We start from the raw sequence: 14,127 nt of genomic DNA on the forward strand, positions 1-14,127 counted from the left end.
TTTTAGTCCTCCTTCACATCAATCATGGCTGCATCTTCTTTGCGAAGAGACAGTTCGTATCCTCTTACAGTAACTTCAATCGGATCACCAAGTGGTGCGACCTTGCGCACATATACTTCTACGCCCTTTGTGATACCCATATCCATAATTCTTCTCTTGGTAGCGCCCTCTCCGTTTAATTTTGTAACGACTGCGGACTGGCCTACCTTCACATCACGTAATGTTTTCATCTTGTGACTTCCTTTCCTTTGCCATTCTTTTTCCTTTATTTAAAAAGCACGTCTTACGCGTACCATTTAAACCATGATCTTAAGTGCCATTTCTTTTCCGATCGCCACACGCGAATCTTTAACATTGATGATCACATTGCCATCTGCCTCCGAAACGACGCTGACTTTGGATCCCGGCACAAATCCTAATTTTTCCAGAAACAATCTCGTTTCTTCTTTGCCACCAACCTTTTTGATCAGTTGCTCTTCTCCGTTGTTTGCCATAGCCAAAGGCATCATCTTACTCACCTTCCTCATTTTGTGCACAAATAAAACTTTTGTTAGTATCCGCTAACTCACGGTCAAAAAAGAAAATGCCTGTTCCATGTGAGCAACAATGGTTAGCACTTTCTAACTACAGTGATATGTTAGCATAATCTAACTACAGTGTCAATCGCCTCACTTTAGAAAATTTCATAAATTTTCCGGCCCAGTAAGCGGTTTCCTGTATGATTTTTCCATTTTCTATTGCACTTCTTGGAAAAATGCTTATAATTATTTATACAGTTGTTTAACTAATAGGAGGTTTTTACATGAAGAAAGAACAAAGACTCAATCCGGACATTTTTGCAAAGGAATCTATCTGGAAACTCATGGTCAAAATGTGTCTGCCAGCGGTTATCACCATTCTGATCATGGTCATCTATAACATGGCAGACATCTACTTTATCGGACAGTTAAAGGACCCCTACAAGGTCACAGGGCTTTCCCTTTGCATGCCGATCACCACACTCTTATCTGCACTTGGCAGTATGATCGGCACCGGTGCTTCTTCCTGCATTTCCGTTGCCATGGGACGCGGAGATGACTCCAAGGTAGCACACTACTCCAGTTTTTCTTTTTATTTTTCCATCTTCATCGGCGCTGTTTTTACCGCCATCGTTCTCATATTCCAGACCCCCATTCTGGATCTGATCGGCACCAGTGCTAATACCAGAGGCTACGCAGCCTCCTACCTTAGTCTGATCATGCTGGGTGCACCGCTTACCATGCTAAATACTGCGACCGGTCAGATCATCCGTTGTGAAGGTGCCTCTGTATCTGCTATGGTCGGAAACCTTTTGGGAACCATATTAAACATCATTTTGGATCCTATCTTTATTCTTGTGCTTGGCATGGGAGTTCCGGGTGCTGCCATCGCAACCTTGATCGGCACCGCCAGCAGTAGTATTTACTATATCGTTTTCATCATAAGAAAATGTAAACACGTAACCATTCATCTGCACGATTTTACACTGGGGCAAGGCGTTGCGACCGGTGTGCTTGCCATCGGTCTTCCCTCCGGTGTCAGTACGCTGCTCAACAGTATCTCCGGCATTTTTGAAAACAATCTTCTGGTCGCACACGGCGATCATTATGTAGCCGCCTTATCCGTTGCCGGACGTGCCACCATGATCATTGGCATGCTGCAAATCGGCGTTGCTATGGGTGTCCAGCCGATCATCGCCTACAGTTACGGTGCAAGAAATTGGAAACGTATGCGCGAGACGATCTTAAAAACTTCCCTTGTAACCGTTATTCTCGGTCTTGCGCTCACGCTTTTGTGCCGTGGTTTTTCCACTACTCTTGTCAAGGCATTTTTGGATGATACGACGATCATTCCGCTTGGTGTCTACGTGATCAGCATTGGCACACTTTCCGGACCTTTTATCGGTCTCTACCAACTTTGTACCACCTTTTTGCAATCAACCGAGAAGCCATCCTATGCGCTTTTTGTATCTCTTCTGCGGCAGGGCGTGATCTTTATCCCGGCACTTTACCTTCTGGATTCCCTTTACGGATTCCATGGTATCGTGTGGGCGCAGCCGCTTGCGACCTTTATTGCCCTTGGGCTGGCGCTGATTTTCGCCTTGCATCACTACAAAAAACTTCGCACACTTTCCGAAATTTAATGCCATTTTTGCAAAATCCGTGCTATGATGTCATCATAAGTTTATGGCTATCTCCTTGCGAGATAGCAGATTGATCAAATTTAAGATAAGAGGATTATAGATGAACACGAAAAACAACAGAAAATTTCAGGAAACAGATGCTCACATCTGCGCTACTTTTTTAGACTTGTTAGAAACGCATGATTTTGACAACATCTCCATTTCCCTGCTCTGTCAGAAAGCCGGCATTACACGCGCCACTTTTTATTCTCATTTTGGCGATATGAATCATTTTTTTGATGCTGTAGCCCAACGGCTTTTTCTCGAATTGCGGGATGAGGACTGTGCAAACTTCCGAAAGATGGACTCACAGGGCGAACTCCACCATGCTTCCATACTATCGCTCTTTGAACATATTTTGAAGTACCGCTCCTTTTATCAGGTCTATATCACACGGGTATCACAGTTACCATTTCTGTCTGTTGTTGCCACCTTCGAACATGCAGATGGCATTCACCAATACGCCGTCCGCCATGGTATCACCTCTGCGCGTCAGGCGAATTATTGTGCTATCTTTTACTACACCGGGCTAACTGCCATGATCCGCATGTGGCTGGAAGACGGATGTCCGGAGACACCGGAAGAGATGTATCAACTTATGCTCTTTCAAGCCAAAGCAAATAAAAATATTTTTTAACAAAACTGTTTTATTTTTCCGTCTGCTCGCTAATCTGCCTTCCCTCGTGATCCATATGGTAATTGTCGCGGTGGATGAGTTCCGAGATCGGCACGATCTCATAGCCCTGGTCGCGCAAGGAATTGATGACCGTTTCGAGTGCATCTGCAGTATAGGTCGCACCATTGTGCATCAGAATAATGGATCCATTTCCCAGATGCTTGTGCTCTGTGACTGTCTGCACGATGGAAGATACCCCGTAATTTTTCCAATCCAGACTGTCAACATCCCATTGGATGGGGTAATAGCCCATCTCACGCGCCGTCGTGATGACCTCATTGTCATAATCGCCATAAGGCGGACGGAACAAAAACATATCATAGCCGGTGATCTCTTTGACCTTGTCATGCACCTGCTGCAATTCCGATTTACATTCTTCCACAGACAGTTGTGACATATTCTTATGATTTTCACTATGGTTTCCCAGATCATGCCCCGCTTCATAGATGGCTTTTACATCATCCGGGTAGGACTCGACCCAGCCTCCGGTCATAAAAAAGGTCACATGCACATCATTCTTTTTCAAAATCTCTAGTATCCGCGCCGTATCCTCATTTCCCCATGCCGCATCAAAGGACAATGCCACCTTCTTTTCGTCCGTATCGACACAGTAGATGGGCAGTTCCCTGCCGCCAACGCTCGCCGATGTTGTCAGCGCATTGGTCTGATATTGTCCGATCAGCCCTATACTAAGACAGAGCAGACCCAGTACGACCAGGCCTGCTCTGATTTTATTGTTTTTATGTTTTTGATAATCAGCCATATGTTTCCCCAAGACCTTACTTGGTTTATCTTATGACCTGACTTTTGCTTTTATGCATCCGATCTGGAATAGGCATTTTTCATCTGATTGCTCAGTTCATAAAGAACCTTATCCAGTGTGTCTGCCGTTTCTTTCTGCAGCATATCCGCGATCGCCTGATTTGCTTCATGGCGCAACTGACGACGTTTTGCCGCATCCTGCTCTTTTTCGATCAAGGCATCGTATCTGCCAATCAACTCATGTCCCTTTGCTGCCACTTTTTCCTGATATCTTTCGATATGGAAAATAGACTTTCCATAAGAAGCATCTGCCATGGCTGCGATCATGCGGCTGTTCCAATAGAAGTTGTCGGTCGAAACCTCCTTGGTCGTATTGGACATATATGCCGGTGTTTCTGTCACATCTGCGTAGAACGGCACCAGTACATTAAAGGCATTGGAAGCAAAGGCAATCCACTGGATGACGCGCTGATCCTCCGTCGCATATGGGCGCATCTGTACGACAGATAAAAAGTCATTGCGGTTGATGCCGATAGAACGATACGCACCAGCCAGGGATTTGTCGCCGTAGGCTGCATAAGGATCATAAGGTGTCCCCTGGAAATGCGCAGAAAGCACATATTTGACATCCTCTACCGTGACCTTTTTCTCCGGTACCACGCACCATGGGATATCATCTGAAAACGGTGTAAAGTCTGCATCCGGTCCATCCCACTTGGCAGAATTTGGATTCAGATAACGCTCCATATACCATGCACGAGGCGTATTATACACATGGTCAGAATCATCATGGCTGCCAAAAGCATCTCTTGGATTAAAATCGCCGTCCAGAGAAAGATCCAGATGATTTTTCTCGATAAATTCTGCCAGATCCGCAGAACACATAAAATCTTTCTGCTGACCCAAACCATCCTCAATATCAAAATAATCAATGCCTAACTGATTTGGCATAACGACATAAGCATCATCCGGCACACGTCTGGCGATCCAATGATGTCCGCCGATCGTCTCCAGCCACCAGATCTCATCCAGATCCTGGAAAGCGATGCCGTTCATCTCATAGGTGCCGTACTGCTCCAGCAAAGAGCCAAGACGTTTGACACCTTCTCTGGCACTACGGATATAAGGAAGTACAATGTAGACGATATCTTCTTCGCCGATACCTCCGACAATCTCCTCGGTATCCTCAGTCTTTTCCTGATAAACGACCAGAGGATCTGCTCCCAGGACACGCGGGTTGGAAGTGATCGTCTCTGTTGCCGTCATGGCAACATGTGCCTCATTGACACCGCAGGCTGCCCAGATACCCTCGCCCTTCAAGGCATTTGGTACGGCAGTATAGCGCATCGGATCTTCCGGAAGTTGAATCTTTACATGGGAAAGTTCCGAAGTATATACCTTTGGCTGTTTTGCCGGATCCATGGCAATAAATTTCTTTGGAGTAAAATGACCGGAACCGGAATCGTCGTTGCGGGCGATCATGGTCGAGCCATCATATGATGCATTTTTCCAACTAAAATTGTAGTACAAGGCATAATTTTGTTCCTCCTGATAAATATAGTTTAGGTTAAAAATATGTGCAGTTGCACAAGATGCTAGTCTATGCCAACTGCACATTTTATATTAGTTACACAATATGAGCCTTTAACAGGTTCGTCGTACCTGCGATTCCCAGTGGCACACCAGCGGTAAGAACCACGGTATCTCCTTCCTGGATTAAACCAGCCTCCTTAGAGCGCTCAAGTGCATGATCGAAAAGTTCATCTGCATCCTGCTTTTCCTCGACTTTCAGAGGAATGACGCCCCAGGAAAGATTTAACTGGCGGCAGACCTTATCTGACATACAGCCACCGATGATCGGGCTCTGCGGACGATACTTGGAGATCATGCGGGCAGTTCGCCCGGACTTGGTGACCGTCACGATACTGGTCGCATTCAAGTCGCCAGCCATCAGACAAGCAGTATGCGAGATCGCATCGGTAATGCTTGGCTTTTCATTGGTCTTGCGGGCACGCAGTCTTGAAATATAATTGATGTCCGCCTCTGTACGCAGTGCGATACGCACCATAGTCTCGACTGCCTCCACCGGATAATCACCGGCAGCAGTCTCACCGGAAAGCATGATGGCACTTGTACCGTCATAGATCGCATTGGCAACATCGGTCGCCTCTGCTCTGGTTGGTCTTGGATGGCTCATCATAGAGTCAAGCATCTGTGTCGCTGTAACAACCACTTTACCGGCATGATATGCCTTTTTAATGATCATCTTCTGGATGATCGGCACTTCCTCAATCGGAATCTCAACACCCATGTCACCACGGGCAACCATGATACCATCGGCTGCTTCAATGATCTCGTCGATATTCTGGATTCCCTGATGGTTCTCGATCTTGGCAATGATCTTGATGTCGTCGCCGCCATGCTCATGTAAAATATCACGTAATTCCTTGACATCTGCTGCGGTTCTAACAAAGGAAGCAGCGATAAAATCAAAGTCTTCCTTTACTGCAAATACGATATCCTTGTAGTCCTTCGGGCTGACATAATCCATAGACAGTTCCACATTTGGTACATTGACACCCTTTTTATTGGACACCTTACCACCGTTGATGACCTTACAGATAATATCGGTATCGGTAACATCCGTAACTGTCATTTCGATCAGACCATCATCGATCAAAATATGTGTCCCCGGTGCTACATCCTTTGGCAGATCTTTGTAACTGACAGAGACACGGTTCTCATCACCCATGATCTCATCTGTCGTCAGCGTAAAGGTCTGTCCTGCCTCTAACATAACCTTGCCTTCTGCGAACTCGCGGAGACGGATCTCCGGTCCCTTGGTATCCAAAAGTGCCGCTACCGGCAAGCCTAATTTCTCTCGTGTTGCACGCAGTTGGGTCAAACGTCCCATCTGTTCCTCGTGATCTCCGTGTGAAAAGTTAAAACGGGCAACGTTCATACCTGCCAACATCAACTTTTCCAGTACGCCTTCCTTTTCTGTGGAAGGACCCATTGTACAAATAATCTTTGTCTTTCTGACCTGTTCCATTTCCTTTTCCTATCCCTATTCTCAATTCTTATTTGCCGATCATGGTGCCATTCTCGCCACCAATCGCAGCATCTTCTGCGGAGAGTTTTGTGATCAGCACCTTGCGGATCGCAGAATCTCCAATGTAATCTACTGCCGCCTGGATCTTTGGAAGCATTGTGCCTTCCTCAAACTCACCGGCTGCCATGTAGTTTTTCGCATCCTGAATGCTCATATAGTCCAGAGGTTTCTCATGATCTGTGCCAAAGCCCAGACACACCTTATCTACACCGGTCAAGATAACAAGCATATCAGCATCCAACTGATCTGCCAGTTGTCCGGCGATTGTATCTTTTTCAATGACTGCGCTTGCGCCCTTTAAGTGGTTATCTTGCTGCAATACCGGGATACCGCCACCACCGCAGGCGATCACGACCTGTCCTGCATCGCAAAGTGCCTTGATCGCATCGATCTCCACGATATCCATTGGCTTTGGTGTTGCCACGATACGTCGATAGCCGTCTTCAACAGCAACAACATGGTTGCCTTTCTTTTCTTCTTCCGCAGCCTCTGCCTCGCTCATCACACGCCCGATCACCTTGCTCGGTTTGTAAAAAGCTTCATCATAAGGATCTACCATGACCTGCGTCAGAACGGTAGAAACCGTCTTGTATATTCCATGGGTCAGAAGTTCACTACGAATCGCATTCTGTAAGTCATATCCGATATATCCCTGACTCATCGCAGAACATACCGACATCGGTGTCGCGGTGTATTCCGGGTATAATCTGCAAAACTCAGACATAGCCGTATGTATCATACTGACCTGTGGGCCATTGCTATGGGTGATAACCACCTGATAATCCTGTTTGATAAATTCAGCCACTGCCTTTGCAGTCTTGACCAATGCCTTCTGCTGCTCCGGAAGTGTTGTCCCTAAAGCATCATGACCTAATGCAATTACGATTCTTTTCTTCTCCATCTGCTAGACCTCCATCCTACTGTTCGTAAAGAAAATAACACTTCTTTACCAAGTTAAATATTATCATAATAGCCTGCCTGCAACAAGCAAAAAAAGAGCGAAAATCTCTTTATCAGAAATTTTCGCCCCTCCCATATTCTTCCTGCCTTATTTTTTCTTGGTAAGCGTGACTTCCATGGTCTTTTCTTCATAGTTGTTGGATGCCTGTGCCACAACAACGTCCACCTTGGTACCTGCCTTCAAATACTGCATCACATTGGATATCTCATCCATAGAACTTACTTCTCTGCCATTGAAAGATACGATGATGTCGCCTTTCTGGATGCCAGCCTTGCTTGCTGCGCTGTTGGCCGCTACCTTTGTGACATACACACCGGTCGGCATATCATACTGCTTTGATACATCGCTGGCAACGTCCACACCTGAAATGCCAAAGTAAGATGCTTCATCATCGGAAACTACTTCCTGGTTGATGATGGTCTCGATGATATCCTTTGCAGTAGAGATTGGAATGGCATAGCCCATGCCCTCAACCTTGGTATCTGAATATTTTGCAGAAACAATGCCGATGACCTCGCCTTTCATATTCAGAAGTGCTCCACCACTGTTACCAGGGTTTACGGCTGCGTCGGTCTGCATCAGGGTACTGGTGACCGTGTTGCCGGACTCATCCTCTAACTGAACTTCACGGCTGAGTGCACTGATAACACCGGTAGTAACAGACTGTCCATAGCCAAGTGCATTACCGATAACAACAGAGGATTCACCAACCTGTACCTGATCGGAATTGCCAAGTGTTGCCACCTTGATCGCATCCATAGTGCTGTCTTCCACATCAGAAAGCGCAACTGCTACGACTGCAAGGTCTAGAGAAGAATCTGTTCCCTTTATGGTTGCCGGGGCTGCACTGCCATCGTTGAAGGTGATCGTCAGTGATTCTGCACCGGATACTACATGATTGTTGGTTGCAATGTAAAGATAATCATTATCCTGACTGACAATGATACCGGATCCTGCGGATTCACTCTCGTAGGTCTTGGTCTGCCCAAACATGCTGCGATATTCCGTATAGGAAATATTGGTAACTGCCACAATCGCCGGCATAACATTTTCTACAATGTCGGAAACATCGGATACCGTCGTTGCCGTAGAAACTGCGGTACTGTCCACACTGTCATTGGTCGTCAGTGTCTTTGCTGTTGCCGCTGTCAGATCTACACCAGTCTTCTTGCTGACTGCGTAGGTCACACCGCTAAAGGTGCCGCCTGCTACCAAACCAAAGACAAGGGCTATTGCAACGACCTTCAGCAACTTATTGCCAAAGTTGCCCTTGGAAAAGAATTGTTTGATCTTGCCATTGCCATTTCTATGATGCTTCTCATGACCACCTGCATTCTGTCCGCCATAGGGATTGTAATTGTAGGTATTCTGGTCTTGATAAGCATTCTGCTGATAGCCGGTCCCTGCACCGCTCGTATAGGTCTGCCGGTTCTGCTGATCTGCTGTAGCATTTTCTCCCTGATTGATGTCAGAGTAGCTATAAGAATAAACGGAACTCGCCTGTTCTCCATTATTATTCTGCGTGTTCTCGCCTTGTGTATTCTGATCGAACTCGCTCATTTGTATCGTCTCCTTTCGGTTCCTTGCTTATGTCACTTAGTGTAGGGGTTAAATGTGATAACTTTGTGATGAAAGATAGGACATTTTTTGAAGTCTTGTGAAGCGGCGGATTGGATGGGCGCGTGTACAGCTGGGGCTGAACCAAGGGGGAGGCAGGGGAGGATGTGTCATAAAATTCTGTATCTCTAGAAAGAGACTATTTGTTTTTATCTTTTAGAACTGTCTTTGCAAAGTTAGACAGGCTTCGGGATAGTGTTCGCCAGTGGCAGATATGAATGCAAAGCGTATTAGAGATGCTTAGGACTTGATATCACTAGGTAATGAGGGTACATGGACGTACCCGAAAGGAGCAACCGAACAGGACGTTCGTTTGCTCCGGTTACCACAATTTTCTATAGGTTGGATCGCAAGTCCTTAGCATCTCTTATGCGCGGCGCCCCCTGAATATCTGTCACTGGCGGACACATCCCAGCGCCTGTCGAAGTTGTGCAAGAGACAGTTCATTTTCAAACAAACAGTCTCTTTCAGAGATACGACGAATTTTTACTCAAATACATCCTCCCCTGCCTCCCCCTTGGTTCAGCCCCAACTGTACACGCGCCCATCCAATCCGCATTCTTTAGGAACGCAAAAATCCGAGGGCAATTCCCTCGGATTTTTTTCTATAGATTTAGAAGCCGTAATCCAACGCATCATCCTGCGTGTAACCGGTGAAGTTTACGATATCATCACTGATCTTGACCAGTTCATCAGACAACTGTGCATCCTCATTTCCAAACAGATATGCATGCAGATATTTTACATTGGATTCCAGTGTACACGGTACGACCAGACTTCCCTGCGAACCAAAGTTACCTGTTCGCTTAGCAAATGGGAATCCTGCGGTTCCTGCCAACTGATAATCTTTCATGGATGTTGCCATGGAAATGATCTGCGTCATGGTAAAGTTGGTGCCGATATCATCAAATACGGCATCTACCAGATTGTTCAGTTCACTCAGGCTTGCGCCATCTAATTTTGCCACCATCTGCTCTAAGACGGTTCTCTGCCTCTCCGCACGACCGAAGTCACCGCCTGCGGTATAACGGATACGGCAATAGGCAACTGCCTGCACACCATTGACCGTCTGATGACCAACGGATACATTGCCGCCCTTTCGTCCGGTGATCTCAGCGGTCATTGCGATGTAGCCGCCGACACCATTCATATAAGATGCTTCTTCATCCGTAATGTCCAATTCAATGCCGCCCAAGGCATCTACCGCCTCAGCCAGTGCATAGAAGTCAACGGATACATATTTTTGAATGTTCAGATCCAGGTTGCGGTTGAGCATCTCAATGGCTTCCTGCGGTCCGCCATGATTGTATGCATAATTACATTTACGGAATGTCTCATCACCATCCACATCCAGACAGGTATCACGGTAAACAGATACCAGTTTTACTTCCTTGGTGTTGTTGTTAATGCTGCAGATCATGATGCTGTCACTGTTACCGGAATCATAATTACCGTTCGCACGGTTGTCCACACCAAACAGGGCAATCGTCGTATAGTCATCCAAAAGATCCTGTGTTTCTTCATCCAGATTATTTGTCTTTAAGTTCTTCAGATCATCCCAGTTGATCAGACCGACCTTTAACCAAAGGAAAAGACCTGCCAAGAGCAAAAGTAAAACAATTACCTCAATGATGAGGATTGTCTTTCTTCTCTTTCTCCGTTTCTGGCTGCGGGTCATTTTTTTACCCTTCTTGCCTTTGCCACGCACCTCTTCCTCATGGTCGCGGCGTGAGCCACCACGGCTGCCACTACTGCGCCTTCTGTCGGATGTCTCCTGCGGCATTTCTATATTGTATATCTCTTTTTTTGCCATTTTATTCTCCCTTGTGGAATCCTCTTTACAAAATTGCACATATCAAACTAGAATTTTATACCATAACAAGTTTGTCGTCAAGAAATACCACTCATTATTCACAGATGCTATGCCAGTCTCTCCTCTTCGGATCCGATCGCATCCAGGCGATAATTGAGTAATCCCATCGGCAGATTTGGATTATAGTAAGGATCTCCCTCTGCCAGCAGATCTGCCCATTTTTCCAGCATTGCTTCATGCGAAACCCGACTGCTCTCATCCTGTTTGCCGGGACTTTTGACAATGATCCCCGGATCTACGATCGTACGATAGCCTGCTTTTTTTGCACGCAGGCAGAAATCCAGCATCTGGTCTCTGCCGGAAAGTTTTGGATCCAGTCCTCCCAGTTTTCGATAAACCTTGGCATCGATCATGCAATAGCGGAAATCGACCATACTGACCTCCCGCGGAATGCCTGCCAGATTATCGTATGTCGTCTGATAGATCTTCGTATCGTAAAATGCAGGGTAGATATCTCCCTGCGCATCAAATAAAAAGCCACAGTTTTCCATGGCAAATCCGCCTTTTAAAAAGCGTACTCCCACAACAGCAACATCCTTCCGGCACAAATGCCCGTACATTTTCTGCAAATTCGACCGTGTCAGGGCACGCACCGATGGCTCATGCAAAAACATATAGTCCCGCTGCTGTGTCGCCACACCCTTGCCATCGTAAGGAATCTGCCACCATGCTCCACCGGCTGCCGGCGTGATCGAACCGTCCAGCAGGATACCCTGCCGTCGCAAAGATGCTTCTACCGCAAGGATGTGTTCTGCCGCAAAACGTTTCTGCCAGACTTTTTCCTCTTTCCGCAGTAGTTTTTCCCGCATTCTCTCATGATATAAAAGCATAGGAATCCGAAGACTTGCTCCCCCCATTTCCACCAGCCGGAGCAGATATTCGTAGACACAGGCATAAGACAATTGCTGGCGAAACTCGCCCAAGGCATATGCCGCCGAACAGGAAACCAGGAAATGCTGCCCAATATAATTGCAATGCCGCAAAAGTTCCATGTTCAGTTCCGGTTTAAAATGCGGTTCCATGCGATCCTGTCCTACCAGCATATCGTGATCCATATAGATCAGCTCCGGTGCTTTCTCCTGCTTTTGCATAAAGCGGTTGTATGCGCCGGCGATCTGCAAAAGAGCATCCGGCTGTAGTCTATCGTGCTGTCCTACAAAGAAAATGTAGTTACCTTCCAGGTCACGTCCTTTTTTGCCAAAGTCTGCCATCACATAATGAGAGCCTATGTTATACGCATAGGCTCTCCCCTTAGAATTCTTTAATTGTCTGTAATGTGCCCGGTCATCTTCTGGGAAAAATTCGGCTACCATGGAAGAAAAACCATAGGCCGGATTCTGATCCAACACATAAAGTTCCCATCTGTCATAGGTCTGGGAAACCAGTGATTCCAACAGATCACGAAAATATGCTTCTTTCGTTTCATGCAGCCAAACAATGACTGAAATTCCCGGCATCTCCATTATTTTGATCCCTTTCCCGTAAGTACAACACCAATGGTCTTAAATAACAACATGATATCCAGTCCCAAGGACCAGTTGGAAATATACTGGGTGTCCAATGCGACCACATCTTCAAAATCCGTAATGTCGCTTCGTCCGCTGACCTGCCACATACCGGTCAGCCCCGGTTTGATCCCCAGTCTTGCCTTGTGATGATATTCATAGTTTAAAAATTCATCCTCTGTCGGCGGACGCGTACCCACCAGACTCATATCGCCTTTTAGGACATTCCAGAACTGCGGCAGTTCATCGATGGAATACTTTCGCATAAAATGACCGATCGGTATGATACGCGGATCATTTTCCATCTTGAACATATTGCCGCTCATCTCGTTATCTTTCATCAATTCTGCCTTGCGCTCCTCTGCATCTACATACATGGAACGGAACTTGTAGAAATTGAAGCGTCTGCCATTCTTGCCGATCCTCACCTGTTTGAAAAAGACCGGTCCCGGTGACTGGATCTTGATAATAGGTGCAAAGATAACAAAAGCGATCGCCGTCAGTGCCAGACCCACAATACCGCCTGCAATATCCATCAGGCGTTTTACAAATAATTGTCTGGCATTGGCAATGTGCATGCTGGATGTCAGGACAATGAAGCTTCCATAATTTTCAATACGACGGTTTGGAACCATCTGCTTGGTATTGATCAGGCTGATGTGTGCCGTGATGCCAAGTTCCACCATCTCTGCCGCAAGTGCCTCAGACGAAGATCTGGTATTGCTGTTGATAAAGACCTCGTCCACCACATTGGTCCGCAGATACTCCATAAAAGTATCCGCACTGGCAACGACCGGGATCCCCTGTATCGTCTGCCCCCGCATATCTTTATCAATAACAACGACACCTGACACCTTAAAATCCGTGTACTTGTCGTGTGCGATCTCATTTAAGCACTGTTCTACCGTATGCATATCTGCCACAACCAGCATCCATGCCTTATTCTGATCTTCCAACTTGCGCTTGCGGATGACTCTTTTTAAGACCACCCTGCTAAAATAGGACAGGATGATAAAAAGACCCAAAAAGACAAAGAGCATCTGTCTGGAATACTCCACAGAGGTCTTTGTCGCATACATATATACCAGAACACCGCCCCAGACCACGGCGCAATGCGTCACAGTCGAGCGTAATTCCTGATACTTGTTTCGCCGCAGGATACCCGTGTATGCCTCTGAAAAAAAGACCACACACACATCAATCAAAAGCGCGATCACCGCAATACGCACATATAATTCGTGATTAAAAAGCCATGCATGCTCAAAGCGCCAGCCATACGCCAAAATGAGCGCCAACTCCATCATGAGCATATCTAAGATCGTAAAATCCAGATGCTTCATCCAACTACGTTTTTCGTCTCGGTACATTCATGCCTCCTGTACGCCCATAACTCCCTACAAGGATGCTTTCATGCTCCCTGC

Annotated in this window: 11 protein-coding genes and 1 pseudogene; 2 read left to right on the top strand and 10 right to left on the bottom strand. The window is 46.4% G+C overall.

Annotated elements, in window-relative coordinates; all coding sequences use genetic code 11:
- Positions 1-2: 2 nt before the first annotated feature.
- Positions 3-230 carry a FeoA family protein gene (locus tag DW996_RS07870; RefSeq protein WP_118281622.1) on the bottom strand — a complete coding sequence of 76 codons (228 nt, stop codon included), beginning with the start codon at positions 228-230 and terminating at the stop codon, positions 3-5.
- A 66-nt stretch (positions 231-296) separates the two neighbouring features.
- Entirely contained in the window at positions 297-509 is a 213-nt protein-coding gene (locus tag DW996_RS07875; RefSeq protein WP_118281621.1) for a FeoA family protein, read from the bottom strand.
- A 293-nt stretch (positions 510-802) separates the two neighbouring features.
- Between DW996_RS07875 and DW996_RS07880 the strand changes: the two genes are divergently transcribed.
- Entirely contained in the window at positions 803-2,161 is a 1,359-nt protein-coding gene (locus DW996_RS07880; protein WP_118535359.1) for an MATE family efflux transporter, read from the top strand.
- Between the two features lie 100 nt (positions 2,162-2,261).
- Entirely contained in the window at positions 2,262-2,837 is a 576-nt protein-coding gene (locus DW996_RS07885; protein WP_118535360.1) for a TetR/AcrR family transcriptional regulator, read from the top strand.
- Between the two features lie 10 nt (positions 2,838-2,847).
- Here the strand turns inward: DW996_RS07885 and DW996_RS07890 are convergent, their stop codons facing one another.
- The 8 genes and pseudogenes from DW996_RS07890 to DW996_RS07925 form a co-directional block, all read right to left on the bottom strand.
- Positions 2,848-3,639, bottom strand: a complete 792-nt coding sequence (locus tag DW996_RS07890; protein WP_118535361.1) for a polysaccharide deacetylase family protein — start codon at positions 3,637-3,639, stop codon at positions 2,848-2,850.
- Between the two features lie 50 nt (positions 3,640-3,689).
- Positions 3,690-5,173: pseudogene (locus DW996_RS07895) on the bottom strand (C69 family dipeptidase).
- Between the two features lie 92 nt (positions 5,174-5,265).
- A complete protein-coding gene (pyk, locus tag DW996_RS07900; protein ID WP_118535362.1) occupies positions 5,266-6,690 on the bottom strand; it encodes a pyruvate kinase in 1,425 nt (474 codons plus the stop codon).
- 28 nt (positions 6,691-6,718) lie between these two features.
- Positions 6,719-7,651 carry a carbamate kinase gene (gene arcC / locus DW996_RS07905; RefSeq protein ID WP_118281615.1) on the bottom strand — a complete coding sequence of 311 codons (933 nt, stop codon included), beginning with the start codon at positions 7,649-7,651 and terminating at the stop codon, positions 6,719-6,721.
- A gap of 147 nt (positions 7,652-7,798) precedes the next feature.
- Positions 7,799-9,271 (bottom strand): S1C family serine protease, encoded by a 1,473-nt coding sequence (locus tag DW996_RS07910; RefSeq protein WP_118535363.1) that lies wholly within the window; start codon positions 9,269-9,271, stop codon positions 7,799-7,801.
- Between the two features lie 670 nt (positions 9,272-9,941).
- Positions 9,942-11,141: an LCP family protein gene (locus DW996_RS07915; protein ID WP_243098718.1), complete on the bottom strand. Its 1,200-nt coding sequence runs from the start codon at positions 11,139-11,141 to the stop codon at positions 9,942-9,944.
- A gap of 107 nt (positions 11,142-11,248) precedes the next feature.
- Entirely contained in the window at positions 11,249-12,664 is a 1,416-nt protein-coding gene (locus DW996_RS07920) for a glycosyltransferase family 2 protein (protein WP_118535364.1), read from the bottom strand.
- Positions 12,664-14,073 carry a sugar transferase gene (locus DW996_RS07925; protein ID WP_118535365.1) on the bottom strand — a complete coding sequence of 470 codons (1,410 nt, stop codon included), beginning with the start codon at positions 14,071-14,073 and terminating at the stop codon, positions 12,664-12,666. The genes DW996_RS07920 and DW996_RS07925 overlap by 1 nt, the downstream gene beginning before the upstream one ends.
- Positions 14,074-14,127: the final 54 nt, after the last annotated feature.

This window comes from Roseburia sp. AM51-8 (assembly GCF_003478275.1).
Lineage (GTDB): Bacteria > Bacillota > Clostridia > Lachnospirales > Lachnospiraceae > Pararoseburia > Pararoseburia lenta.